Below are 23,483 nucleotides of genomic sequence, written 5' to 3'. Positions count from 1 at the left end.
AAAGGAGGTCGCCGTGAACGACACATCCGGAAGACGTGATTTTCTGAAATTGGGAATGGCGGGACTGGCCACCGCCGGTGTGCTGGTATCAGTCGACGCGCAGAAGGCGGCCGCCCAGGCCGCATCCGACAGCCTGCTGCGCACCGTGCTCGACCGCGGCAAGCTGATCGTCGGCACCGGCAGCACCAACGCGCCCTGGCATTTCGAGAACGACGCCGGCGAACTGGTCGGCATGGACATCACCATGGGGCGCATCCTGGCCAAGGGCCTGTTCGACGATCCGACCAAGGTCGAGTTCGTCATGCAGGACCCGGCGCAGCGCATTCCCAATGTCACCACCAACAAGGTCGACATCACCATCCAGTTCATGACGATGACGGCGCAGCGATCGCAGCTGATCAACTTCACCCGGCCGTACTATGTCGAAGGCGTTGCGCTGCTGACGCTGCCCACCGCCGAGAACAAGACCTTCGACAAGCTGCTCGCCGGCGGTTCGGCGACGCGCATCTCCATCCTGCAGAATGTCGATGCCGAAAGCTCCGTCCACTACGCCTTGCCGCAGGCGCAGGCGCTGCAGATCGACACCCAGGCCAACGTGCTGCAGGCGCTGGAATCCAAGCGCGCCGACGCCGCCGCCGTCGATCTCTCCACCGTGCGCTGGCTTGCCTCGCGCAATCCCGACAAATATTTCGACGCCGGCAAGAGCTGGTATTCGATGCTCTACGGCGCGGCTTTGCGGCAGGGCGACTTGGACTGGCTGACCTTCGTCAACCAGACCTTCACCATCGCCATGTTCGGCCATGAATCGGCGCTCTACGACGCCGCCTTCAAGGATTATTTCGGCCAGGAGCCGCCGGCGCGCCACCCCGGCTTCCCGGTCATCTGATCCCGGATCGCGGAAGGGCGGCATTCCGTCCTTCCGCATCTATTCGACGCCCTTCACACCGAGGCGCACGCATGGGCTATGCCCTCAATTTCAACCTGATCTGGCGGCATTTCGACAAGCTGTGGGGCGGTCTGTTGCTCAGCCTCGAGCTTGCCGTGATCTCGATCGCCATCGGCACCGTCATCGGCCTGGTGCTCGCGGTCTGGTACGTCTCGGCCGGGCGCACGGTGCGGGCGATCATCGCCGCCTATGTCGAATTCATCCGCAACGTGCCGCTGATCCTGCTCGTCTATCTCGTCTTCTACGGCGTGCCGACCGTGGTCGACCTGGCCTACAGCGCGCCGACCTCCTTCGTCCTGACGCTGTCGGTCTATAGCGGCGCCTATCTGGTCGAGGTGTTCCGCTCGGGCCTCGAAGCCGTTCCGCGCGGCCAGCTCGACGCCGGCAAGGCGATCGGCCTGACGCCCTGGCAAAGGTTGATCCATGTGCGCCTGCCGACCATGCTGCGCATCACGCTGCCGGCGCTGTCCAACACCTTCATCTCGCTGTTCAAGGACACCTCGATCGCCTCGGTCATCTCGGTGCCGGAGCTGACCTTCGGCGCCCAGTGGATCAACTTCAACACCTTCCGCATCGTCGAGGTCTATCTGGTGACGACGGCAATGTATCTGCTGACCGGCTACATCCTGCTTTTCGGGCTCAGGCTCGTCGAGCGCCGGTTCAGGGCGGCGCGCTGACATGGCGAGCCAGATCCTCTACGCGCTGCCCTTCCTCGCCAAAGGCTTCGCCGTGACCCTTTGGGTGTCGCTGCTGGTCGTCAGCCTGTCGCTCGTCGCCGGCGTGTTGCTTGGCGTCGGCCTGGTCTATGGCCCTGCCCCGCTGCGCTGGGCGGTGCGCATCTTCTCCGACACCATCCGCGGCATTCCGATCCTGGTCTTGATGTTCTTCGTCTATTACGGCCTGCCGGCGATCGGGCTGCATCTGCCGTCCTTCTGGGCGGCGGTGCTGGCGCTCACCCTGTTCAAGACCGCGCAGGTCATCGAATATCTCAGGGGCGCGGTCGCCTCGATTCCGAAAGGCCAGTCCGAAGCCGCGATGGCGATCGGGCTGACCTTCCGCCAGCGGCTCACCTCCGTCATCTTTCCCCAAGCCTTCAGGCGCTTCCTGCCGCCCTGGATCAACGGCGTCACCGACGCCGTCAAGGGCAGCGCGCTGGTCTCGCTCCTCGGCATCACCGATCTGATGCAGGCCATCAACCAGGTCATCGGCCGCACCTACGAGGCGATGCCGCTCTATATCCTCGGCGCGCTCATCTATTTCGCCGTCAACTATGCGCTCTCGCTCGCCAGCCGGCGGCTCGAGCGACGCTTTGCCTTCATTCGGGAATAACACGATGTCCGACGCCACAAATGCCAGTCCCGCGCTGCTCGACGTTCGTGACGTCTCCAAGGCCTTCGGCGCCGTCGATGTGCTGCGTTCCGTCAGCCTTCAGGTCAGGCGCGGCGAGGTGGTGACCGTCATCGGCCCCTCGGGCAGCGGCAAGACCACGCTGCTGCGCTGCGTCAACTTCCTCGAAAGCTATGACTCGGGCTCGATCCGCATCGACGGCAAGGAGGTCGGCTATCTCTCAGCCGAAACGCGCCAGCGCCGCAGCGAGCGCGACCTGGCCTCGATGCGTGCCGAGACCGGCATGGTGTTCCAGAGCTTCAACCTGTTTCCGCACCTTACCGCCGCCGGCAACATCATGCTTGGGCTGACCAAGGTGCGGGGAAAGAGCCAGGCCGAGGCCCGCCAGACCGCCGAACACTGGCTCGGCCGTGTCGGCCTCGCCCATAAGGCCGACAGCCTCCCGGCCGAGCTCTCCGGCGGCCAGCAACAGCGCGTCGGCATCGCGCGCGCCGTGGCGATGGAGCCGAAAATCCTCTTGCTCGACGAGATCACCTCGGCCCTCGACCCCGAACTGGTCGGCGAGGTGCTGGCCGTGGTGCGCAGCCTCGCCGAGGACGGCATGACCATGCTGATGGTGACGCACGAAATGGCCTTCGCCCGCGACGCTTCGAGCCGCATCGTCTTCATGGCCGATGGCGGCGTCAGCGCCGTCGGCCCGCCGAAAGAAATCCTGGCAGCGGAAACCAGCAACGAGCGCCTCCGCGCCTTTCTGGCGCGCTTCCGCGCCTCGCATTTCTGACATCGGACGGCCAACGCCGTCCCATTTTTGAATATCGGATGGCTGAAGCCAACCAAGGGAGCCTTCTTCCATGACGCCTTACATCCGGCTCGCCGAACTCGGCCTGACGCTGCCCGAGCCGCCGACGCCCATCGCCAACTTCGTCACCCATGCCGAGAGCGGCCGGCTGATCTTCCTGTCCGGCCAGGGGCCGCTGCGCGCCGACGGCACGCTCTGCACCGGCAAGGTGGGGGAAGATGTGACAGTCGAGCAGGCCTATGAGCATGCGCGCCTGACCGGGCTCAATCTGCTGGCCGTCATGCATGCCGCCGCCGGCGATCTCGGCCGCATCGTGCGCGTCGTCAAGCTGCTCGGCTTCGTCAACGCGACGCCGACCTTCAGCGACCACCCGAAAGTGGTCAATGGCTGTTCGGATCTCTTCGCCGATGTCTTCGACAAGATCGGCGGCCACGCCCGCTCGGCGATCGGCGTCGGCTCGCTGCCTGGAAACATCACCGTCGAAATCGAAGCGGTCGTCGAGATCGCCGCCTGACCTGCCAATCACGGGATCCGCTCACATGAAAACCACTTCCTCCACCGGCTCCAACACCACCATCCGCGAACGGCTGGGCTTGCGGCCGATCATCAACGTCTCCGGCACCATGACCGCGCTCGGCGCCTCGATCATCGTCCCGGAGGCGATCAGCGCCATGGCCGAGATGGCCTCGCAATGGGTGGAGATGGACGACCTGCAGCGCGCCGCGAGCACGGTGGTGGCGCGCCTCACCGGCGGCGAGGCCGGCTTCATCACCGCCTGCTGCGCCAGCGGCATCACCATGGCAATTGCCGGTGCGATGACGGGAACCAGCCTGCTCGCGATCGAGCGCCTGCCTGATGATACTGGCGATCTCAAATCGGAGGTCGTCATCCAGCTTGGCCACATCGTCAATTATGGCGCCCCGATCGACCAGTCGATCCGCGTCGCCGGCGCCAAGGTGGTGCCTGCCGGCACGGTCAGCGTGACGCAGGACTATCATGTGCGCGAAGCAATCAATGACCGGACAGCGGCTGGCCTCTATGTCGTCGCCCACCACACCGTGCAGTACGGCATGCTGTCGCTGGAGGAATTCTGCGAGATCTGCCACGCCAAGGGCGTGCCGGTAATCGTCGATGCCGCCTCCGAATATGATCTGCGCGGGTTCCTGGCGCGCGGTGCCGACGTCGTCATCTACAGCGGCCACAAATTCCTGAGCGGGCCGACCAGCGGCATCGTCACCGGCCGCAAGGACCTGGTGCGATCAGCCTATCTGCAGAACCGGGGTGTGGCGCGGGCCATGAAGGTCGGCAAGGAGAGCATCGCCGGCACCATGGCGGCACTGGAAGCGTGGGAGAAGCGCGACCATGACGGCATCCGCCGGCGCGAGGAGGCGGCGCTCAATCTGTGGAGGGATGCGTTGCAGGGATTGCCGGGCATCTTTGCCAAGATCATTCTAGACCCGACAGCCAATCCGCTCGACCGGCTGCAGATCTTCGTATCGCCGGAAAGCCGCTTCAGTGCCGCCGGCCTCGCCTCGGCGCTGGCGACGGGCTCGCCGCCGATCATCGTGCGCAACCACGAGGTCGAACGCGGCCATTTCTTCCTCGACCCCTGCAACCTGCATCCCGGCGAGGCCGAGATCGTCGCCGAACGCCTGCGCGCCGTGTTGACCGCGAAGGACCGTCCCGCCGATGCGATGAGGCAACCGCGCAAGGATTCGTCCGGCGTCTTGACGTGGCCGGACTGAGCCACGCCAACAGCCCCACCACCAGTGATCACGCGACTGTGAACAGCCGGATGGGGCGCGCGGGAATAAACCGCCTCCCGACCAGGTCTTCTCGGCATACGCCACTTCCGGCGTTGGGGAGACAGGCATGCCGCATCATTGCCAGGACAGCGACCATGGTTGCGGCGTCGGCCGTCGCCATGCGCTGGCAAGCATGATGGTCGTCAGGCTCTCCTTTGTGGCGCTTGACACCGGTGACGCAGATGAATTCAGTTTCAGCAAGGCAGGTGGCTCTGCCTGTTTCCGGGGGCTTTGCCCCCGCGAGCGGGGCAAGATCGCCGTCGCATCTTGAGGCGGCACGGCCCGGAGTGGATCATGGTGCTGCTTTGAGCGAGAGGGCCCTGGCGGAACGCTTCAACCAGGTGGTGCTGCCGCATCTCGGCGACGCTCTGGCGCTTGCCCGCTGGCTGACCGGCAATGCCGCCGATGCCGAGGATGTCGTGCAGGATGCCTGTATCAAGGCGCATGCCGGCATATCGAACTATGCCGGCGGCAACGCCCGTGCATGGGTCCTGACCATCGTGCGCAACACCTCCTACACCTGGATGGCGCGCAACCGGCCGCGCGCCATGATGGCCGTCGGCGATCTCGGTGACCTTGATGACATGGCCGCGGCGCACGGCACCAGCCTGCCGGACGAGGACGGCCCGGAGGCGAGGCTGATCGCCAGGGCCGATACGGCAGCGCTCGAGGCGGCGATCGCGGCCCTGCCGCAGCCATTTCGCGAAACGCTGGTGCTGCGTGATATCAATGGCCTCAGCTATCGCGAAATATCGGCCATGCTTGCCGTGCCGATCGGCACGGTGATGTCCAGGCTGGCCCGTGCCCGTGGCCTGCTCGCGTCTGAACTGGGGAGAGCGTCATGACGCACGACGACGGACTGCCCAACGATCCCGAAGGTATGAGACTGATGATCCACGCGCTTGTTGATGGTGAGCTTGATGCGGCGGCCGCTCTTGCCGTGGAACGGCGCATCGCCGCCGACCCCAGGCTTGCCGCCGAGCATGCCCGCATTGTTGCCTTGCAAGGCGCGGTCAGTCGCTTGCCGCGCCCCGATGTCAGCGACGCCTTTCGCGCCCGCATCGAGGCTATCGGCATGCCCGGCGCCGAACAGCAGACGTCCGCCGAGGCAACGGAGCCGCAGCGCGGCACGCCATCGGCATTGCCTGGATTGATCGCCGGCGCCGGTGGCGGCCAGAGGCGGGAAGCCGGGACGCGTCCGTCCCAGATGCGGCCATCACCAAGAGCGCGCCGCTTCGGCTCGTTCGACTGGCGCGCCATGGCCGCGTCGATCATGATCAGCGCGGTGCTGGCCAGCGGGGCGACGCAATGGGTGATGCAGAGCGGCGTCGATGACGGCTTTGCCGCCGCGGTCGCCAGCGGCCATCGCCGCAGCCTGCTTGCCGCGAGCCCGATCGACATCGTCTCGTCCGACCGCCACACCGTCAAGCCCTGGCTCGACGCCCGCATCGGCGTCTCGCCGCCGGCGCCAGACCTTGCCCAGGACGGCTACGCGCTGATCGGCGGCCGGGTCGAGGTGATATCGGGTCGGCCGGTGCCGGCGCTGGTCTACCGCCACCGCGAACACCTGATCACGCTGGTCGCCGAACCCCAGCAGGGCGGCAAGACCACCCAGCCCGACGACCTCTCCTCCGGCGGCTTCTCGATGGTGCACTGGAGCGACGGCGCCTTCTCCTACTGGGCGATCTCCGACATGGAGCGGCCCGAACTCGACGACTTCGTCGCCCGCTTCCGCAAGGCGGCGGTTTAAGCTGGATTGTGGCCGTCGGTTCCCGCCGGTGACCACACATCCTTGCGGCCCCGCGCGAATTCCGCTAAGGCGCGCCTTTGTCGCCGGGGAGCAGAAGCTTGGACGATCAACGCGCCGACGTCGCCATCATCATGGGCAGCCAGTCCGACTGGGCGACGATGCGCCAGGCGGCCGAAACGCTTGAGGCGCTGGGCGTCCCGCACAAGCGGCTGATCATCTCAGCGCATCGCACGCCCGACCGGCTCTATGAATTCGCCAAAGGCGCCAAGGCCGCCGGCTACAAGGTCATCATCGCCGGCGCCGGGGGTGCGGCGCACCTGCCCGGCATGACGGCGGCGATGACGCCGCTGCCGGTGTTCGGCGTGCCGGTGGAATCGAAGGCGCTGTCGGGCCAGGATTCGCTGCTCTCCATCGTCCAGATGCCAGCCGGCATTCCGGTGGGCACCTTGGCCATCGGCAAGGCGGGAGCGGCCAATGCCGCCCTGCTGGCCGCCGCCGTGCTGGCGCTCTACGACGACAAGCTTGCCCAGCGCCTCGATGCCTGGCGCGCCTCGCAGACCGCCAAGGTCGCGGCCGAACCGACGGACACGCCGTGAGCCTGCCCGCCGGATCGACCATCGGCATCATCGGCGGCGGCCAGCTCGGCCGCATGCTGGCGATGGCCGCCGCCCGCCTCGGCTACCGCACCATCGTGCTGGAGCCGCAGCCGGATTGCCCGGCGGCACAAGTCGCCAACCGGCAGATTACGTCGGCCTATGACGACCCGACCGCCCTTGCCGAGCTGGCGGCCGCAAGTGCCGTCGTCACTTACGAGTTCGAGAACGTGCCGGTCGCGGCGGCGGAAGCGCTTGCCGCCAGGGTTGCGGTCCATCCGCCGGCGCGCGCGCTCGACGTGGCGCAGGATCGGGTGAGCGAAAAGACATTCCTCAACGGCATAGGCATTGCCACCGCCGATTTTCGTCCGGTCGACACCGACGAGGAACTGACGGCCGCGCTGAAGGCGTTCGGCGGCAGCGGCATATTGAAGACGCGGCGCATGGGCTATGACGGCAAGGGCCAGCGCGTCTTCCGCAACATGGAAACCGGCGGCTTCGCCGGCACCTGCGAGGCGATGGGCAATGTGCCGCTGATCCTGGAAAGCTTCGTGCCTTTCGAGCGCGAGATCTCGGTGATCGCGGCGCGCGGGTTGGATGGCGCGGTGGCCGCCTACGACCCGGCCGAGAATGTCCACCGCCACGGCATTCTCCACACCTCGACCTTGCCGGCCAATGTCAAAGCCGAAACGGCTGAGGCCGCGCGCGCGGCGGCGGCAAAAATCCTGTCGGCGCTCGACTATGTCGGCGTCATCGGCGTCGAGTTCTTCGTGCTGTCCGACGGTTCGCTGCTGGCCAACGAGATTGCGCCGCGCGTCCACAACTCCGGCCATTGGACCGAGGCCGCCTGCGTCGTTTCGCAGTTCGAGCAGCATATCCGCGCGGTTGCCGGCCTGCCGCTGGGCAGCCCGGAGCGCCACTCCGACTGCGTCATGGAAAATTTGATCGGCGACGACGTGCAGCGTGTCCCCGAACTGCTCGCCGAGCCCGATCTGATGCTGCATCTCTACGGCAAGGCGGAGGCGCGGCCTGGCCGCAAGATGGGCCACTTCACCCGGATAAGCCGCCGAACTTAGTCCCGGAAAGCCTATTGCACTTCGTCGTCGTCGCCGGGACTGGCGCAGCTGACATCGCCTTCCTCGCAATTGGCCGAGGCGGCGAGTTGCTTGATGCGGTCATTGGTCAGCCTGGTCAGGCATTGCGAAACTTCCATCGCGTGGATGGAGCCGCCCGCGCTGGCGGCTGTGCTATGCGCGCATTCGGCGTCGCGAAAGGCAATCCAGGCGCGCTGTGCCGCCTGCAGCAACCGCTTGCCGTCGGCATCATCTGAGCTGATCAGGTCCTGATAGGCCTGGTTGAGCCTGGCGTCGGCGGCCTGGTAGTCCTCGCCGGCGCAGGCTGCGGTTGCCGCCAGCAAGACGAGGCAGGCGGACAGGAATGTTCGGCGCATGATCGTCCCCAAATCACTTGAAATACACCGCATCATCCCAGCCCGCCGGAGGCCGCGCAATGCCGAGCGGCGGACATGGCGTATATTTGATGATATGCGGGTGTGGAGCACGCTTGCGGTTGACATGGGCAAGGCTCCTCGTTTATGAGCCACCCACCGTTGAAAAGGCGCGTCTTCTGGCGCGCCTTAAAATTTCGACCCGGGACCGGGTCCACACCGACAGGCAAGACCATGAAGATCAAGAATTCGCTCAAGGCGCTGAAGGCGCGTCACCGCGACAACCAGCTGGTTCGCCGCAAGGGCCGCGTTTACATCATCAACAAGACCGCCCCGCGTTACAAGGCGCGCCAGGGCTGAGCTTTCGGCCGGAGGCATTTTCGCCTCCGCCCCTTGATGTGTGTCGGCCTGCCGACCTTCTCACGCTAAAATCACTTTGCTGTTCCGCCGCCCGGGACTAGGATCGGGCGATGCGGATTCTTTTTGCATTTTTGACAGCTCTGCTTATTTCCGGCGCCACGAGCCTGCCGGCCTGGGCCGCGGACGATCAGCCGGCAGCACCGGCCACCCCTGAGGCGCCGGCCGCGCCGATCACGAAGCAGGCCCGGCTCGACAGGCTGTTTTCCGACCTCAAGCGCGAACGCAACGAAAAGGCGGCCGAACGCATCGCCGGCAACATCTGGACCGAATGGTTCCAGTCCGGCAGCGCCTCCATCGACCTGATGATGCTGTGGTCGCAAAAGGCGATGGACAACCAGAAGTTCGACGTCGCGCTCGATTTCCTCGACCAGGTGGTGACCCTGCAGCCGACCTATGCCGAAGGCTGGAACCGGCGCGCCACGGTGCATTTCATGATGAAGAACTACGGCAAGTCGATGTCCGACATCGACCATACGCTGCAGCTCGAGCCGCGCCATTTCGGCGCGCTGTCGGGCCTGGCGCAGATCATGGCGCTGACCGGCCACAAGCAGTCGGCACTCGAGGCCTGGCAGAAGGTGCTCGCCATCTATCCGATGATGCGCAGCGCCCAGGACCAGGTCGCCACGCTTTCCGAAGAGCTTGCCGGCGAAGGAATTTGATACCCTGAAGGGAGTAAGGGAATAGGGTAAGGCAGTAGGGTAGATTACGCTGCGGAACGTATGACCCTACTGCCCTACTGCCCTACTGCCCTACTGCCCTACTGCCCTACTGCCCTACTGCCCTACTGCCCATTCCCTATTCCCTCCCCAGAACTTATCCCGTCCCACCCCGTATCTCCCCGCATGAACCTGATCTCCGCCGCGTTCGCCTTCCTTCTCGCACTCGTCTTTGCCCTTGCCGGCGTCACCCGCGTCGGCTCGTGGCTGATCGAGCGCCGCAATCCACCCATTGGCGAATTCGCCGACATCGGCGGCGCGCGCATCCACTACGTCCACATTCCGGCACCCGCGAATGCGGAGCTGCCGCCGATCGTCTTCATCCATGGCGCCAGCGCCAATCTCGGGGATCAGATGCAGCCGCTCAGGCCGCTGCTCGAAGGCCGCGCCGAGATGCTGTTCTTCGACCGGCCGGGTCATGGCTGGTCGGGGCGTGGGCCTGGCAACAATGAGGATCCGTCGGCGCAGGCCAATACCCTCGCCGCCCTGATGGACCGCCTCGGCATCAGGAAGGCGATCATCGTCGGCCATTCTTTCGGCGGCGTGGTGACGGCGGCTTTCGGCCGCGAGCATGCCGACAGGACCGTTGGCCTCGTGTTCCTGGCCCCGGCGACCCATCCCTGGCCGGGCGGCGCGACGTCCTGGTACTACGATCTGACCACCGTTCCGGTGATCGGCCGGCTCTTCTCCGAAACGCTCACCTATCCTGCCGGAACGTTGCAGATGACTGATGCCACGACCTGCGTGTTCTCGCCCAACAAAGTGCCGAATAATTATCTCGGCACGGCCGCGATCCCCCTGGTGCTGCGGCCGTCGGCTTTTCGCGCCAACGCCACCGACGTCGCCGGACTCTATCGCTACGCGCTCGGCGCCGCGCCGCACTACAAGGAGATCGCCGCGCCGACCGTGGTCATTTCGGGCGACCGCGACAAGATCGTCTACGCCCATATCCATTCCGTCGGGCTGGTGCGCGATATCCCGGGCGCGGAACTCGTCTGGGTGCACAATCTCGGCCACAAGCCGGACTGGATCGCCTCGGATCTCGTCGTCGGCGCCATCGAGAAGGTAGCCGGCGAGGATATCGATCTGGAGGCGATGGCCAGGACGGTCGAGGCGCGGATCGCCGACGATGCCTTTGGTGCCGGCAGATGCCCCGACATCAAGGAGCCCCAGCCCGAACTCGCGCCGACCTGACATGTATGTCCTCAAGCATGGCATCAAGAAAAACCCGGAAAAGCGATGGGCGCTGCCGGATCGCATCTTCTTCGGCTACGGCGCATGCCACATTCTTGCGGGCACTTTCCTCGAGCGTCCCCCGCTTGCAGGATTTTTTGCGGAGCGCATCATCCCGGCCGAGGGCTTTTCGGGAAACCATATCTATGTGACGAACGGCGTCATCGCTTTCGACTACCACGGCTACTCCAGCCGCGAGCGCCTGCTGGAGCACCATCGAAGGGGATGGGCCTCCCACAGTGCCGGCTGGGACTGCACGATCGAGAAAGTCGATTTCGACTTGCTCGACACCGCCGAATTGAATCAGCGAAAGATGCTGGGGCCAGATCAGTACCTGTATGACGCCGTTCTTCGTGCGCGCCGGTTTCTTCAGCGCTTTGATCACGCTGAAGCAGCGGCAAGAGCGCTCGGGATCGCGGCGGCCAGAGGCTAGATGACCAGCAGCGGTGTCTTGCCGGGAACGCGGTCGTAGAGATCCATGACGTCCTGGTTGAACATGCGCACGCAGCCCGATGACGCGGATTTGCCGATGGACTTCCAGTCCGGCGATCCGTGAATCCGGTAGAGCGTGTCGACGCCATCCTTGAAGATGTACAGCGCGCGACCCGAGCGGGTTGCTGATGCCCGGCTGCATGCCCTGTCGCCATTTCTCCAGTTTTGGATCCCGGCTGATCATCGCCGAAGGCGGCGTCCAGGTCGGCCATTTGCGTTTCCACTGGACGATCGCCCGGCCCTTCCAGGAATAGCCCTGGCGACCGAGACCAACGCCATAGCGCATGGCCTTGCCGTCCTCGAGCACCCAGTAAAGGTGCTTGTCGGTCGTGTTGACCACAAGCGTGCCGGGTTTTTCGCCTGTCGGATCATCGACGATCTGCCGCAGGAACCGTTCGTCGACCTTGCTGAAGGGGATCGCCGGCAGCGCATGGCCGCCATCCTCGACCGCGCGGTACATGCTGGCATAGTCGGGCGACGCCGGGGTTGCAGGCGCGGCATCTTCAACGGGAGGCTTTTCCTGCGCCGGCTCAAGCGGCGGCGGAGTGAGAGGAGCGGCCAGGCCGATCGACTGTCTGGGCATCTGCGCACAGGCCGAGATCGCCGAGACCCCAACGAGCGACAGTCCGGTCAAAAGCGACCGCCGCGAAACAAGAAATGACATTCAATATTGCTTTCGAAATAATGGGAATTGCCGACAGGGAGAGGCGACCATTGGTGCCGCCTCTCTGTCTTTTAGAGGCGATCAGGGCGACCCTGTGTCGAGACAAAGGCCGGGCTCATTGTCCCGGGCCTTTGTTGCAATATGGCAACAGCGAGCCGCACGAAACCGCGCGGGACGCTTCCGTCACGAAATCAGCTGCTTACCGGCTGCCCTGCGCTTCCGACCCGACATAGGCGATGCGCAGCATGTTGGTCGAGCCGGGCGTCCTCAGCGGCACGCCGGCCGTGATGATGACGCGGTCGCCCGGCTTGCCGAACTCTTCTTCCAGCGCAATGCGGCAGGCCCGGTTGACCATGTCGTCGAGATCGGTGGCATCGGGCGAGACGACGCAATGCGTGCCCCACAACAGCGACAGCCGGCGCGCCGTGTTGAGGATCGGCGACAGCGCGATGATCGGCACCTGCGGCCGTTCGCGCGCGGCGCGCAGGCCAGTGGTGCCGGACGCCGTGTAGGTGATGATCGCCGACAGTTTCAGCGTCTCGGCGATCTCGCGGGCGGCGAGCGAAATGGCGTCGGCGCCCGTCGCTTCCGGCTCGGAGCGCTGGGCGTTGATGATGCCGGCATAGGTCGGGTCGGTTTCGACCTTGGTGGCGATGCGGTTCATCATGGCCACGGCCTCGACCGGATAGGCACCCGCCGCCGATTCCGCCGACAGCATGATGGCGTCGGCGCCCTCGAAGACGGCGATCGACACGTCGGAGACTTCGGCGCGGGTCGGCACCGGTGCGGTGATCATCGATTCCAGCATCTGCGTGGCGACCACCACCGGCTTGCCGGCGCGGCGCGCGGCGCGCGTGATCTGCTTCTGGATGCCAGGCACAGCTTCGAGCGGCATTTCGACACCGAGATCGCCACGGGCGACCATCAGCGCGTCGGACAGTTCGATGATCTCGGCCAACCGGGCAACAGCCTGCGGCTTTTCGATCTTGGCCATGATCAGCGCGCGGCCGCGCGCGATCTTGCGCGCTTCGGCCAGATCCTCGGGGCGCTGCACGAAGGACAGCGCGATCCAGTCGACGCCCGTGGCGAGCACCGCGTCGAGGTCCTTGCGATCCTTCTCGGTCAGCGCGCCGACCGGCAGGTCGGTATCGGGCAGGCTGACGCCCTTCTTGTCGGAAATCGTGGTGCCGGCGACGACCGTGCAGACGATCGACTTGCCGTCGCTCTTCACCGCCTTCAGCTCGAGCTTGCCGTCGTCGATCAAAAGACGGTGACCGGGCTCGACCGAACTCAGGATTTCCGGATGCGGCAGATAGACCCTGGTCGACGTGCCGGGCTCGGGATTGTCGTCGAGCGTGAAGGTCTGGCCTGGGGTCAGCACTTCCTTGCCATTGGCGAACTTGCCTACGCGCAGCTTGGGGCCTTGCAGGTCGGCGAGAATGCCGATCGGCCGCCCGACCTTTTCCTCGACCGCACGGATGCGGCCGACCAGCGTGCGCATCAGCTCGTGGTCGGTATGGCTCATGTTGATGCGGAACACATCGGCGCCCGCCTCGAACAATTTCTGCAGCATCTCCTCGGAGGAGGATGCCGGACCGATTGTGGCTAGGATCTTGACCTTGCGGCTGCGTCTCATTGACTGTTTGTTCCCGGGGCGGCTGGTGCGCCTCCCGTTGCGGGCTCATCGGTCAGCTGGACCATCCAGCTTGCCTGTTCGCCCGTGTCATATTCCTGAAATCCGGCGCGCTGGAAGCCCCGGGCGACGCAGTCGTTTACGCCGGCGATCTTGAACTCTTTTTCAGCCACGCACATGTTGATCGGGCCGTCCCAGCGTCCACCGCGCTCGGCGTCTTCTGCATAAAGATAGTAAAACCTTGATGACAGCGGCCCTTCGATCAACGTCTTGCAGCTCGATCCTTCGATGTGCCACCAGCCTTCGGTGATCCAGCCGGCCTTGGCACGATAGCCGATTCCGACGCCGACCAGGTTCTGCGTGGCGTTGCAGACACGGAAATCGGCGCGCGCCGGCGAGGCCATGCCCACCGCCGACAGGCCAACGGCCACGGTCAGGAACGGCATGGCAAAGGCAGAGCGCATGCGCTGCCTGCCGGCGGAACCCATCCGAAAACCCCTCAAGAACCACATCTGCATCTCTCTGCGCCCCTTTTCGGAAAAGTCCGGGCGCATGTCAACGCGCCGTTTTGACCAATTCCAATCGATTTAGGAAGGCTCCCGGCGCGCTATCCGTCGCCCTCTGCCAGATTTCCCGATAAACCTTGGCCAAACAACGGCATTGCGCACGCGTCGTCTTCGTGGAATGACGATAGCACCCTCCCCGGAAGCCAGCGAACAGACCATTTCCCGCCAATGACCCGATCCACAGTTTTCGCGCCTTTCGACATTGTCGAGGGCGACCGCAAGCGGGGCATCGTGCTTCTGGCCGATCATGCCCGCCGCGACCTGCCCGACGACTATGGCGGCCTTGGCCTGCCCGCTTCGGAATTCGAGCGCCACATCGCCTACGATATCGGCGTCGAAGCGGTGACGCGCGAACTCGCCGGCCTGCTCGACGTTCCGGCGGTGATCGCCAATTTCTCGCGGCTCCTGATCGATCCCAATCGCGGCGAGGACGACCCGACGCTCATTCGCCAGCTTTATGACGGCACTGTCGTGCCGGGAAACTATCCCATCGCGCCGGAAGAGCGCGAGAGACGGCTCGACCGCTTCTACCGCCCCTACCACGACGCCGTCGGCGCCATGATCGCTTCGGTGGCGCAGGCTTCCGGCCAGGCACCCTTCATCTTCTCGGTGCATTCCTTCACGCCGGTCATGCAGGGCAGGCAGCGCCCGTGGCATGTCGGCATCCTGTGGGATCTGGACGACCGGGTGGCGCGGCCGCTGATCGACATGCTGGGCGAGGACAAGACCCTCGTCGTCGGCGACAACGAACCCTATGACGGCGCGCTGCGCGGCGACACCATGTTCCAGCATGCGATCGTCAACGGCTACGCCCATGCGCTGATCGAGATCCGCCAGGACCTGATTTCGGACCAGAAGGGCGCCCTTGCCTGGGCCGAGCGTCTGGCGCCGATCGTTGACGCCATCGACCGCCGTCCCGATATACATGCGGTAAAGATGTTCGGCTCGCGCACCGGGCCGCTATGACGGAGGTTTCGATGACCGAACTCAGCGACGAGCAGAAGCGTGACTTCGAAGCCGCCGCCTTTCGCCGGCTGGTCGAGCATCTCCGCGAACGCAGCGACGTGCAGAACATCGACCTGATGAACCTCGCCGGCTTCTGCCGCAACTGTCTGTCGAACTGGTATCGCGAGGCGGCCAATGCCGAGGGCGTCGATCTCGGCAAGGAGCAGTCGCGCGAGATCGTCTACGGCATGCCCTATGCCGAGTGGCAGGCGCTCAACCAGACGGAAGCGTCGGACGCCAAGAAGGCTGAGTTCGAGGCCAGGCGGCCGAAGGATCATTAGGCACGGCTGGCGTGAAGAACGGACTGGTCTAGCCGGCCTCGGTAGAACTGGGCAGGCGTGTTTGCCTGATCTTATCCATAAGGTCGCTTAACATACCACGGGCTGCGGCCGATCCGACATGATCGACGTAGTCACGCGATTCTACGATCTCTCCATTTCGTACACGCATGACGAAGATACAGGGATAGGAAACAGCCTGGCCGCTTTCGATCACGTGGCCCGCATAGCTGAATTCAGCCACGATGACCTCCGGATCGGCAGTCTCATGGACTTGAATGTTCGTCGGCTCCAACCTAATCGTCGGGGTGCCCTTCATCGCCGCAAAATGTCGCCGAAGCGCCTCGCGACCGACAAGCTGAGGTCGTTTCAATGGATCGAATGGGTGCACGACCGACGTGTTCTCCGCATACAATTCCGGCAGATCCGGGCTTGCTTCGCAAATCCCGCGCACCAACGCGAGGAATGTGTCTTTTGGTGTCCGTGTTGACGGCAATCGATGCTCCTTTAAGCCTTCAAATGGTGGCGCTCACCGGCGTTCAACCACGCCGATCGCCGTGCCTCGGCAGGACAGGTAGTGTGCCGCCGTTTGAGCGCGGAATGGATCATCCCTCATCTGGCCGCTGGTCTCAAGACGGCGTGGATGCCGGCCTTCCTGGTGGCAGGCCATGAACAGCGCCCCGAACGAAGACCTGGGCCAGCCAGTCCTCTACCTGGCCCAAAACTTTCGGCATTGAGTGCTTGACTGAAAATTGAATCGATCTAATTTGCCGCTCAAAGCCATTTCCTGACCGGATTCGAGCCATGGATGCTCAAAACGCCATGCAGACTGCCATTCGCGGGCGATGGGCCGTGGCGGCCATTTTCCTTGCCAATGGCTTCCTGACCGGCAGCTGGGCGCCGCAGATCCCTGTGTTCCTGACCCGGCTCGACATTTCGAAATTCACGCTTGGCCTGCTGATCCTTTTGTTCGGCGCCGGCGCTGTCACGGCCATGACCTGGTGCGGCCACCTGATCTCGAAACATGGCTCGCGCACCGTGCTGCGCTGGTTCGGCCTGTGCGGCAGCCTCGGCCTGCTGGTGGTGGCGCTGGCGCCCAACGTGCCGCTGGCGGCCATCGCCATGTTCATCTTCGGCGGCTCGATCGGCGGCATGGACGTCGCGATGAACGCCAACGCGGTGGTGGTCGAGCGAAAAATGTCCCGCGCCATCATGTCCTCCTCGCACGGCTTCTGGAGCCTCGGCGGTTTTGCCGGCGGCGGCCTCGGCGGCTTTGCCATCCAGCACTATGGCCACCTCACCCATGCCGCGGTCGTGACCGTGCTTGCCTTCGCGGCGATCGCGCTGGCGGTCGGCTATCTCGTTGCCGAGGACAGGCCACAGGCGGCCGAGCATCATAAATTCACACTGCCGGCAAACCCGCTGGTCTACCTGATCGGCCTGATGGCTCTGCTGACGATGATCTCCGAGGGCGCGGTGCTGGACTGGGCAGCGCTTTACCTCAGGCAGGAACTCGGCGCCGACCTTGCCGTCGCCGGCCTTGCCTATGCCGCCTTTTCCGGCGTCATGGCCATCATGCGCTTCTTCGGCGACGGCGTGCGCAACCGCTTCGGCGCGGTGACGACGCTGCGCGGCTCGGCGGTCGTCGCCGCAGCCGGCATGCTGGTCGCCGGCCTGTCGCCTTCGCCCTGGCTTGCCATCGCGGCCTTCGCGCTGTGCGGCTTCGGCATCGCCAATATGGTGCCGATCATCTTTTCGGCCGGCGGCAACCAGGAAGGCATGTCGTCGGGCACCGGCATGAGCGTGGTCACCACCATGGGCTATTCCGGCATTCTGGTGGCGCCGTCGGCGATCGGCTTCGTCGCCGAGCATTCCAGCTTCGGGCCGATTTTCATCGCCATGTCGGTGCTGCTGATCGTCGTACTGCTGATGGCGGGCCTCGCTCATCGCGCCGAATTCGCCCCCGTGCCCGCCGAATAGCGCTTCAGCTCCTCGTGGAGAAAATCCGCCACGCGGCGGAGACGCACGCTGCTGCGCACGTCGCGATGCATCGCCAGCCATATCGGCAGGCTTGGCAACGGCAGGCCGGGCAGCACCTTCTCCACCAGCGGGTCGCGATCGGCCAGCGGCTCCTGACCAAGCCCGATGCCGTTTCCCGCCCGCACCGCCTCCCACAGGACCATCTGGTTGTCAGCCCTGAAGCGGAAACTGCTCCGGGTGACCGGGAGGCCGAATTGCGTGAAGCCCCGGATCATCTCGTCGCTGCGATCGAAGCCGATCAAGGGGTGGTCGACGAGATCGGCCGGTCCGAGCGGGCGGCCGCGCCGGTCGAGATAGGCAATGGCCGCGCAGGCGCAGAGCGGGATGTCGCAGACCTTGCGCGCCACCAGTTCGTTCTGCGCCGGATTGACCATGCGGATAGCGATGTCGGCATCCCGGCGCAGCAGGTTCTCGACCTGGTTGGAGGCAACGATCTCGACCTCGATGCCGGGTTCCTCGATACCGAGCCGTGCGGTGATGTCGGGCAGCACATAGGCAGCCACCACTTCGCTGGCGGCGATACGCACCGTGCCTTCGATCGCCTCGACCGAGCCCAGCGCCAGCCTTGAAAAGGCACTGGCCTGCTCACTGACCGCCTTGCCACGTTCGAAGAGCGTGGCGCCGGCTTCCGTCAGCGCATAGCCGTTGCGCCCACGCCGGAACAGGGTGACACCGAGCGCCTGCTCCAGCTCGCCGATGTGACGGCCAAGCGTCGGCTGGCTCGCCGACAGCTTGCGCGCGGCGGCCGACAGGCTGCCGGCTTCCGCGACCGTTACGAAGCTCTTGATCAGGTTCCAGTCGATGTCATCCATTCAATAATGAATATCAAAACTGCATTCATGGTCAATTTCAATTCATGGGTGAGACAATCATATTCGCCCTGCAAACACCGATACGGACTGCAACCACCAACCAGGAGAATTCAAATGACCAAGATCGCTATCACCGCCGCCGCCCTGCTCATCGCCGCCGGCACCGCTTTCGCCGGCAGCGACAAGTTCGGCTCGAACGACGCCAGCCAGCCGGTCGTCGCCAGCACCGACACCACGACCACCACGTCGATCGAGAAATCCGAGATCGCCGATCAGAAGCCCCAGGGCAGCAACCGCGACCTCTTCGGCAACCGCTGAACGGCGGCCCTCGAAAGATCCCGAAAGCGGCGGGCTTGTCCCGCCGCCTCAAACCCCCGCCGCTTCAAATTAAAGACGGAGACGAACATGACCAAGATTGCAATTCTCGGCGCCAACGGCCGGCTCGGCCGTGTGGTTGCCAAGGCCTTCATCGACGCCGGCTTCGACGTCCGCGCAATCACCCGCACCGGCAAGGTACCGGCCGAACTTGCAGGCGCCACGGCGGTTGCTGGCGATGCGCTGGACCGTCAATCGCTGATCCGCGCCACCGAGGGCGTCGATATCATCTTCAACGGCCTCAACCCGATCTACACAGACTGGGGCAAATGCCTGCCGATGGCCGAAAACGTCATGGCCGCCTGCCATGCCAACAACGCGCTGCATCTGTTCCCCGGCACCGTCTACAATTACGGCTCGCCCATGCCGGCGGTGATCACGGAAGACACGCCCTTCCATCCAACGACCGAGAAGGGCCGCATCCGCTGCGCCATGGAGGATCTGTTCCGCCGTGAGGCCGATGCTGGCCGGGTGCGCACCATTCTGCTGCGCGCTGGCGACTTCTTCGGCGGCACCGGCAGCGGCTCGTGGTTCGACCTCGTCGTCGCGGCCAAGATCAGCAAGGGCGTCTACACCGCGCCCGGCCCGGCCGACCTCGTGCATGAATGGGCCTATCTGCCGGATTTTGCCGTCGGCTTCGTGGCGCTCGCCAGGAATCTCGACAAGCTCGGCTCCTATGAGGCGCTGAACTTTCCGGGCCATGCCGTCACCGATCTTGAGATCAAGGCCGCCGCGGAGAAGGCGCTCGGCCGGCCGCTCAAGATGACCTCGATGCCCTGGTGGGTGCTGCGCGCCGGAAGCCCGTTCGTGGCGATGTGGCGCGAGATCGTCTCGATGTCCTATCTGCGCTTCGAGCCGCACCGGCTGGCCTCGACGCGGCTGGAGGGCATCATCGGCGAAATCCCGCACACGCCGCTCGATCAGGCGGTCGCCCAGGCCCTCGAGGACATCGGCATCGCCACTGCGAAGAACACGCACAAAGCCGCCTGAGCCGGGTCGGCGGGCCAGCCCGCCCCCGTCCCCTCACCGAAAGCCTCTTACGGATAGAAAAAGGCGGCTCAGAGCCGCCCCATCAGCAGCAACGCCAGAACCACCACCAGCACCACACCGACAATGCCGGAAGGTCCATAACCCCAGGAGCGTGAATGCGGCCAGGCCGGCACCGCGCCGATCAGGACAAGGATCAGGACGACGATGACAAGGGTGCTGATCGGCATGAGAAATTCCCCGCATTGAGTTTTGCTCAGGGACTATGCATGTGCATGCCCCCGGGGAACAATGCAAAAGGCCGCCCGGTTGTTCCGGGCGGCCTTTGCCGTTCAGATCGGCAAGCCCGCCTACTCGGCGGCTTTTGGAAAGGCGATCGCGGGTTCCGCGCCGGCATCCGCAGTCGGCGTCTCCGACGAGATCTCACCCTTGCCGCGCCGGAACAGCCGGCTGAACAAGCCGCGCCGTGCGCCGAGCTTGACCTTGGCGCGGGTGAACACCATCAGCATCGACGGCGTCACCACCAGCGTCAGCACCGTGGCGAAGGACAGGCCGAAGACGATCGCCGAGGACAGCGAAATCCACCATTGCGTCGACGGCGCGTTGATCGTCGTCTCGTGATGGAAGATTTCCAGCCCGAGGCCGAAGGCGATCGGCAGCACGCCGAGGATGGCCGACACCGCCGTCAGCACCACCGGCCGTGCACGCTCGCGGCAGGTCTGCAGCACCGCATCCATCTTGTCCCAGCCCTCTTCACGCAGCCGGTCATAGGTGTCGATCAGCACGATGTTGTTGTTCACCACCACGCCGGCCAGCGCGATGACGCCGATGCCCGACATGACGATGCCGAACGTCTCGCCTGTTATCAGCAGTCCGAGGAACACGCCGATCGTCGCCATGACCACGCAGGACAGCACCAGCCAGACGCTGGTGAACTTGTTGAACTGCGCTAAAAGCACAAGGAAGATCAGGAAGATCGCCGCACCGAAGGCCTTGCTGAGGAAGGCGCTGGCTTCGGCGCTGTCCTCGTTCGAGCCGGCCAGTTTCCAGCGTATGCCGCTGCCGAGATTCATGTCGGTGACGGCCTGCGTGACCTGCTGCTGCACGGCGGCGACCTGCTCGCCGGCGGTAACGTTGGCCTGCACCACCACGGTGCGGGCGCCATCGATGCGGTTGAGGATGCCGACGCTGGGCTTCGCCTTGCGGACGACGAAGTTCGAGATCGGCACCGACCCTTGCGAGGTCTGCACCCTGAGCTCGTCGAGCGTCGACAGCGTACGCCGATCCTCCGGCAGGCGCAGCCGGATGTCGACCGCCTTGTCGGCGCCGGCAGGCCGGTATTCCGACAGCTTCAGGCCGTTGGTGACAAGTTGCACCACCGTTCCGACCGAGGTCGGGCTGATGCCGTATTGCGCTGCCTTGGCGCGGTCGACCTCGAGCGCCCAATCGACGCCGGGCGGCGGCAAGCCGTCGGAAATGTCGATGACGCCGGGCACTTTGGCGATGCGTGCCGCGACCGCACGCGCTTTCTCGTCCAGTCCCTTGGGATCGACGGCCGAAAGCCTGATCTGGATCGGCTTGCCGGTCGGCGGGCCGGCTTCCGGCACGCGCACCTCGACGTCGACGCCGGGAATGCCGGCCATGACGCCGCGCAGATCGTTCAGGATCTGGTTCGCCGATTTGCGCTCGCGCCAGTCGATGAACTCGTACTGGATGACGCCGACGACGTCCTCGGGCACATCCTGGCCGCCGCCTTCGGACTTGCCGACGCGGGTATAGACCGACTTCAGGCCCGGCCAGCCAAGCAGCCGGTTTTCGGCGATCTTGGTCGCCGTGTCCATTTCGGCCAGCGAAAGGTTGCCGCGGGCATGCACATAGAGCAGGCCGTAATCGGGTTCGACGCTCGGGAAGAACTCGACGCCGGCGCCGTACTTCGAATAGCCAACGAAGATGCCGGCCAGCAGGACGACGGTGAGCACCATCACGGTGATGGGGAAGCGCACCGCCTGCTTGACGACAGCCATGTACCAGCCGTCGCGATTGTCATCGGCGTGATGCTCCGGCGCCTTGGCGAAGATCGCGCCCAGCGTCGGCGCGAAGACGAGCGCATAGAGCATCGAGGCCGAGAGCGTGACGATCAGCGTGATCGGCATGTACTTCATGAAATCGCCGATGATGCCCGGCCAGAACAGCAGCGGCGAGAAGGCGGCGATACGCGTCATCGTCGCCGCGATGACCGGACCGGCCATGCGCTTGGCGGCAAGCGCGAAGGCTTCCTGCTTGGGCATGCCTTCGCTCATGCGCCGTTCGGCGAACTCGGTGACGATGATGGCGTCGTCGACCAGCATGCCGACCGCCAGGATAAGGCTGAACAGCACGATCATGTTGATCGTGTAGCCCATCATCGCCAGAAGCAGGATGCCGATCAGGAAGGATGACGGGATGGCGAGACCGATAAGCAGCGAGGCTCGGCCGGACAGCGCGTAGAGGATGACGATGAACACCAGGATGACGGCGATCATCACGTGGTTCTGCAGGTCGCCGAGCAACTGGTTGACGAAGACCGACTTGTCCTGCGTGTAGGTGACGTGCATCCCCTCGGGCATGGTCTTGACGAAGGCGTCGGACACCGCCTGCACCTTGGTGAGCGTGTCGATCAGATTGGCGCCGATGCGCTTCTTGACCTCGATGGCGATGGCCGGCTTGCCGTTGAGGCGCGTGATCGTCGTGGCGTCGGCGAAGGTCGAGCGGATCGTCGCGATGTCCTTGGCCTGAACCACGGCATTGGGGCCGGCGACCACCGGCAGCGCCGCCACATCCTCCGGCGTCTCGATCAGCGACGGCACCTTGACGGCGTATTTGCCCTGCGAGCCCTCGATGTTGCCGGCGGCGACCAGGCTGTTGGAAGCACCGACGGCGCCGATCAGCTGGTCGAGCTGCAGCCCGTAGGAAGACAGTTTCATCGGATCGATGACGACCTCGACGAGATCGTCGCGCGAGCCCTGCAGCGAGCCTTCGAGAACGCCCGGCACTTCCTCGATGCGGTCACGCAGTTCGCGCGCCGCGGCCGCCAGCACGCGCTCGGGCAATTCGCCCGACAGCGTGACGACCAGCACCGGGAATTCGGAAATGTTGACCTCGGTGACGACAGGCTCCTCGGCCGCCTGCGGCAGGTCGGCCTTGCCGTCCTGCACCTTGGAGCGGGTATCCTGCAGCGCTGTCGCCAGATTGGTCTGCGGCTGGAACTCGACCAGCACATAGCCGCCGCCCTGGAAGGCGGCCGAGCGCATTTCCTTGAGGCCCTTCAGGCTTTTCAGCTTGCTTTCCATCGGCCGCAGCAGAAGGCGCTCGGAATCCTCCGGCGAAATGCCTTGATAGATCAGGCTGACATACATCATCGGAATCGGAACGTCGGGTTCCGCTTCCTTCGGCGTCGACTGATAGGCGACCCAGCCTGCGATCAGCAGGAAGACCAGGACCGAGATGGTCAGGCGGGCATTGTTGATTGCGAGTCTGACGATATCCATGACTTGTGCCTGTTGCTTTCGGGAGTGGCGAACGAACTGACGTCGCCG

27 protein-coding genes and 1 pseudogene are annotated in these 23,483 nt (G+C 64.8%); 20 read left to right on the top strand and 8 right to left on the bottom strand.

The annotated features are described in order from the left end of the window. The first annotated feature begins 55 nt into the window (after positions 1 to 55). The 11 genes from JG746_RS07095 to JG746_RS07045 all read left to right on the top strand — a co-directional run bounded on the left by JG746_RS07095 (position 56) and on the right by JG746_RS07045 (position 8,316). Positions 56 to 886 carry a transporter substrate-binding domain-containing protein gene (locus tag JG746_RS07095; protein ID WP_202359281.1) on the top strand — a complete coding sequence of 277 codons (831 nt, stop codon included), beginning with the start codon at positions 56 to 58 and terminating at the stop codon, positions 884 to 886. 71 nt (positions 887 to 957) lie between these two features. Beyond that, entirely contained in the window at positions 958 to 1,623 is a 666-nt protein-coding gene (locus JG746_RS07090; RefSeq protein ID WP_202357511.1) for an amino acid ABC transporter permease, read from the top strand. Position 1,624: 1 nt separating this feature from the next. Continuing rightward, positions 1,625 to 2,275, top strand: coding sequence for an amino acid ABC transporter permease (locus tag JG746_RS07085; protein WP_202357510.1), 651 nt, complete (start codon positions 1,625 to 1,627; stop codon positions 2,273 to 2,275). A gap of 4 nt (positions 2,276 to 2,279) precedes the next feature. Then, positions 2,280 to 3,074 (top strand): amino acid ABC transporter ATP-binding protein, encoded by a 795-nt coding sequence (locus JG746_RS07080; RefSeq protein WP_202357509.1) that lies wholly within the window; start codon positions 2,280 to 2,282, stop codon positions 3,072 to 3,074. Between the two features lie 70 nt (positions 3,075 to 3,144). Beyond that, on the top strand, positions 3,145 to 3,606 hold the full coding sequence (locus JG746_RS07075; RefSeq protein ID WP_010911960.1) for a RidA family protein: 462 nt from the start codon (positions 3,145 to 3,147) through the stop codon (positions 3,604 to 3,606). A gap of 25 nt (positions 3,607 to 3,631) precedes the next feature. Then, positions 3,632 to 4,837, top strand: a complete 1,206-nt coding sequence (locus JG746_RS07070; RefSeq protein ID WP_202357508.1) for an aminotransferase class V-fold PLP-dependent enzyme — start codon at positions 3,632 to 3,634, stop codon at positions 4,835 to 4,837. A gap of 127 nt (positions 4,838 to 4,964) precedes the next feature. Beyond that, positions 4,965 to 5,168, top strand: a complete 204-nt coding sequence (locus tag JG746_RS07065) for a hypothetical protein (protein ID WP_202357507.1) — start codon at positions 4,965 to 4,967, stop codon at positions 5,166 to 5,168. A 34-nt stretch (positions 5,169 to 5,202) separates the two neighbouring features. Further along, a complete protein-coding gene (locus tag JG746_RS07060; RefSeq protein WP_202357506.1) occupies positions 5,203 to 5,742 on the top strand; it encodes a sigma-70 family RNA polymerase sigma factor in 540 nt (179 codons plus the stop codon). Continuing rightward, the gene (locus JG746_RS07055) at positions 5,739 to 6,647 is read left to right on the top strand and encodes an anti-sigma factor family protein (protein WP_202357505.1); all 909 of its coding nucleotides are present in this window, start codon (positions 5,739 to 5,741) and stop codon (positions 6,645 to 6,647) included. Before JG746_RS07060 ends, JG746_RS07055 begins: the two co-directional genes overlap by 4 nt. Before the next feature lie 98 nt (positions 6,648 to 6,745). Continuing rightward, positions 6,746 to 7,243, top strand: a complete 498-nt coding sequence (purE, locus tag JG746_RS07050; RefSeq protein ID WP_202357504.1) for a 5-(carboxyamino)imidazole ribonucleotide mutase — start codon at positions 6,746 to 6,748, stop codon at positions 7,241 to 7,243. Then, entirely contained in the window at positions 7,240 to 8,316 is a 1,077-nt protein-coding gene (locus tag JG746_RS07045) for a 5-(carboxyamino)imidazole ribonucleotide synthase (protein ID WP_202357503.1), read from the top strand. Before purE ends, JG746_RS07045 begins: the two co-directional genes overlap by 4 nt. 11 nt (positions 8,317 to 8,327) lie before the next feature. On the opposite strand, the gene JG746_RS07040 is transcribed toward JG746_RS07045, so the two are convergent. Beyond that, positions 8,328 to 8,690: a lysozyme inhibitor LprI family protein gene (locus tag JG746_RS07040; protein WP_202357502.1), complete on the bottom strand. Its 363-nt coding sequence runs from the start codon at positions 8,688 to 8,690 to the stop codon at positions 8,328 to 8,330. Positions 8,691 to 8,921: 231 nt separating this feature from the next. On the opposite strand from JG746_RS07040, the gene ykgO reads away from it, so the two are divergent. The 4 genes from ykgO (at position 8,922) to JG746_RS07020 (ending at position 11,489) form a co-directional block, all read left to right on the top strand. After that, complete coding sequence (ykgO, locus tag JG746_RS07035) at positions 8,922 to 9,047, top strand: type B 50S ribosomal protein L36 (RefSeq protein ID WP_006327841.1); 126 nt, start codon at positions 8,922 to 8,924, stop codon at positions 9,045 to 9,047. Between the two features lie 110 nt (positions 9,048 to 9,157). Further along, positions 9,158 to 9,766: a tetratricopeptide repeat protein gene (locus tag JG746_RS07030; RefSeq protein ID WP_202357501.1), complete on the top strand. Its 609-nt coding sequence runs from the start codon at positions 9,158 to 9,160 to the stop codon at positions 9,764 to 9,766. Positions 9,767 to 9,949: 183 nt separating this feature from the next. After that, positions 9,950 to 11,017, top strand: a complete 1,068-nt coding sequence (locus tag JG746_RS07025) for an alpha/beta fold hydrolase (RefSeq protein WP_202357500.1) — start codon at positions 9,950 to 9,952, stop codon at positions 11,015 to 11,017. 1 nt (position 11,018) lies between these two features. Then, positions 11,019 to 11,489 (top strand): hypothetical protein, encoded by a 471-nt coding sequence (locus JG746_RS07020; RefSeq protein WP_202357499.1) that lies wholly within the window; start codon positions 11,019 to 11,021, stop codon positions 11,487 to 11,489. Here JG746_RS07020 and JG746_RS07015 read toward each other — a convergent pair. From JG746_RS07015 to JG746_RS07005, 3 genes and pseudogenes are all read right to left on the bottom strand, one after another. Continuing rightward, positions 11,486 to 12,212: pseudogene (locus JG746_RS07015) on the bottom strand (L,D-transpeptidase). The gene JG746_RS07020 and the pseudogene JG746_RS07015 overlap by 4 nt on opposite strands. A 199-nt stretch (positions 12,213 to 12,411) precedes the next feature. Continuing rightward, positions 12,412 to 13,848: a pyruvate kinase gene (gene pyk / locus JG746_RS07010; protein ID WP_202357498.1), complete on the bottom strand. Its 1,437-nt coding sequence runs from the start codon at positions 13,846 to 13,848 to the stop codon at positions 12,412 to 12,414. Further along, positions 13,845 to 14,291, bottom strand: a complete 447-nt coding sequence (locus tag JG746_RS07005) for a DUF1036 domain-containing protein (RefSeq protein WP_446721206.1) — start codon at positions 14,289 to 14,291, stop codon at positions 13,845 to 13,847. Before JG746_RS07005 ends, pyk begins: the two co-directional genes overlap by 4 nt. 288 nt (positions 14,292 to 14,579) lie before the next feature. Between JG746_RS07005 and JG746_RS07000 the strand changes: the two genes are divergently transcribed. Then, complete coding sequence (locus tag JG746_RS07000) at positions 14,580 to 15,377, top strand: N-formylglutamate amidohydrolase (protein ID WP_202357497.1); 798 nt, start codon at positions 14,580 to 14,582, stop codon at positions 15,375 to 15,377. 11 nt (positions 15,378 to 15,388) lie between these two features. Next, a complete protein-coding gene (locus JG746_RS06995; protein WP_095201197.1) occupies positions 15,389 to 15,697 on the top strand; it encodes a DUF1244 domain-containing protein in 309 nt (102 codons plus the stop codon). Between the two features lie 28 nt (positions 15,698 to 15,725). Here JG746_RS06995 and JG746_RS06990 read toward each other — a convergent pair whose 3' ends face one another. Then, positions 15,726 to 16,190, bottom strand: coding sequence for a nuclear transport factor 2 family protein (locus JG746_RS06990; RefSeq protein WP_244730686.1), 465 nt, complete (start codon positions 16,188 to 16,190; stop codon positions 15,726 to 15,728). Between the two features lie 308 nt (positions 16,191 to 16,498). Between JG746_RS06990 and JG746_RS06985 the strand changes: the two genes are divergently transcribed. Continuing rightward, entirely contained in the window at positions 16,499 to 17,674 is a 1,176-nt protein-coding gene (locus tag JG746_RS06985; protein ID WP_202357496.1) for an MFS transporter, read from the top strand. On the opposite strand, the gene JG746_RS06980 is transcribed toward JG746_RS06985, so the two are convergent. After that, entirely contained in the window at positions 17,638 to 18,546 is a 909-nt protein-coding gene (locus JG746_RS06980; protein WP_202357495.1) for a LysR family transcriptional regulator, read from the bottom strand. The two genes, JG746_RS06985 and JG746_RS06980, sit on opposite strands and share 37 nt — an antisense overlap. Before the next feature lie 114 nt (positions 18,547 to 18,660). On the opposite strand from JG746_RS06980, the gene JG746_RS06975 reads away from it, so the two are divergent. After that, a complete protein-coding gene (locus JG746_RS06975) occupies positions 18,661 to 18,864 on the top strand; it encodes a DUF680 domain-containing protein (protein WP_202357494.1) in 204 nt (67 codons plus the stop codon). An 87-nt stretch (positions 18,865 to 18,951) separates the two neighbouring features. Beyond that, entirely contained in the window at positions 18,952 to 19,911 is a 960-nt protein-coding gene (locus JG746_RS06970; RefSeq protein WP_202357493.1) for an SDR family oxidoreductase, read from the top strand. Positions 19,912 to 19,979: 68 nt separating this feature from the next. Here JG746_RS06970 and JG746_RS06965 read toward each other — a convergent pair whose 3' ends face one another. Together JG746_RS06965 and JG746_RS06960 are read right to left on the bottom strand one after the other, a co-directional pair. After that, the gene (locus JG746_RS06965; protein WP_202357492.1) at positions 19,980 to 20,138 is read right to left on the bottom strand and encodes a DUF3309 family protein; all 159 of its coding nucleotides are present in this window, start codon (positions 20,136 to 20,138) and stop codon (positions 19,980 to 19,982) included. A gap of 120 nt (positions 20,139 to 20,258) precedes the next feature. Beyond that, complete coding sequence (locus JG746_RS06960; RefSeq protein WP_202357491.1) at positions 20,259 to 23,435, bottom strand: efflux RND transporter permease subunit; 3,177 nt, start codon at positions 23,433 to 23,435, stop codon at positions 20,259 to 20,261. Positions 23,436 to 23,483: the final 48 nt, after the last annotated feature.

The organism is Mesorhizobium sp. 113-3-3 (assembly GCF_016756495.1).
Taxonomy (GTDB): domain Bacteria; phylum Pseudomonadota; class Alphaproteobacteria; order Rhizobiales; family Rhizobiaceae; genus Mesorhizobium.
Note: the sequence above shows the minus strand (reverse complement) of the source record. Positions and strands in the feature narration are given on the sequence as shown.

Bases quoted from the DNA above. Each gene is read 5' to 3' on its own strand.
- JG746_RS07095 (WP_202359281.1), top strand. From the start codon at position 56: ATGGCGGGACTGGCCACCGCCGGTGTGCTGGTATCAGTCGACGCGCAG.
- JG746_RS07090 (WP_202357511.1), top strand. From the start codon at position 958: ATGGGCTATGCCCTCAATTTCAACCTGATCTGGCGGCATTTCGACAAG.
- JG746_RS07085 (WP_202357510.1), top strand. From the start codon at position 1,625: ATGGCGAGCCAGATCCTCTACGCGCTGCCCTTCCTCGCCAAAGGCTTC.
- JG746_RS07080 (WP_202357509.1), top strand. From the start codon at position 2,280: ATGTCCGACGCCACAAATGCCAGTCCCGCGCTGCTCGACGTTCGTGAC.
- JG746_RS07075 (WP_010911960.1), top strand. From the start codon at position 3,145: ATGACGCCTTACATCCGGCTCGCCGAACTCGGCCTGACGCTGCCCGAG.
- JG746_RS07070 (WP_202357508.1), top strand. From the start codon at position 3,632: ATGAAAACCACTTCCTCCACCGGCTCCAACACCACCATCCGCGAACGG.
- JG746_RS07065 (WP_202357507.1), top strand. From the start codon at position 4,965: ATGCCGCATCATTGCCAGGACAGCGACCATGGTTGCGGCGTCGGCCGT.
- JG746_RS07055 (WP_202357505.1), top strand. From the start codon at position 5,739: ATGACGCACGACGACGGACTGCCCAACGATCCCGAAGGTATGAGACTG.
- JG746_RS07040 (WP_202357502.1), bottom strand. From the start codon at position 8,690: ATGCGCCGAACATTCCTGTCCGCCTGCCTCGTCTTGCTGGCGGCAACC.
- ykgO (WP_006327841.1), top strand. From the start codon at position 8,922: ATGAAGATCAAGAATTCGCTCAAGGCGCTGAAGGCGCGTCACCGCGAC.
- JG746_RS07030 (WP_202357501.1), top strand. From the start codon at position 9,158: ATGCGGATTCTTTTTGCATTTTTGACAGCTCTGCTTATTTCCGGCGCC.
- JG746_RS07025 (WP_202357500.1), top strand. From the start codon at position 9,950: ATGAACCTGATCTCCGCCGCGTTCGCCTTCCTTCTCGCACTCGTCTTT.
- JG746_RS07020 (WP_202357499.1), top strand. From the start codon at position 11,019: ATGTATGTCCTCAAGCATGGCATCAAGAAAAACCCGGAAAAGCGATGG.
- pyk (WP_202357498.1), bottom strand. From the start codon at position 13,848: ATGAGACGCAGCCGCAAGGTCAAGATCCTAGCCACAATCGGTCCGGCA.
- JG746_RS07005 (WP_446721206.1), bottom strand. From the start codon at position 14,291: ATGCCGTTCCTGACCGTGGCCGTTGGCCTGTCGGCGGTGGGCATGGCC.
- JG746_RS07000 (WP_202357497.1), top strand. From the start codon at position 14,580: ATGACCCGATCCACAGTTTTCGCGCCTTTCGACATTGTCGAGGGCGAC.
- JG746_RS06995 (WP_095201197.1), top strand. From the start codon at position 15,389: ATGACCGAACTCAGCGACGAGCAGAAGCGTGACTTCGAAGCCGCCGCC.
- JG746_RS06985 (WP_202357496.1), top strand. From the start codon at position 16,499: ATGGATGCTCAAAACGCCATGCAGACTGCCATTCGCGGGCGATGGGCC.
- JG746_RS06980 (WP_202357495.1), bottom strand. From the start codon at position 18,546: ATGGATGACATCGACTGGAACCTGATCAAGAGCTTCGTAACGGTCGCG.
- JG746_RS06975 (WP_202357494.1), top strand. From the start codon at position 18,661: ATGACCAAGATCGCTATCACCGCCGCCGCCCTGCTCATCGCCGCCGGC.
- JG746_RS06970 (WP_202357493.1), top strand. From the start codon at position 18,952: ATGACCAAGATTGCAATTCTCGGCGCCAACGGCCGGCTCGGCCGTGTG.
- JG746_RS06965 (WP_202357492.1), bottom strand. From the start codon at position 20,138: ATGCCGATCAGCACCCTTGTCATCGTCGTCCTGATCCTTGTCCTGATC.
- JG746_RS06960 (WP_202357491.1), bottom strand. From the start codon at position 23,435: ATGGATATCGTCAGACTCGCAATCAACAATGCCCGCCTGACCATCTCG.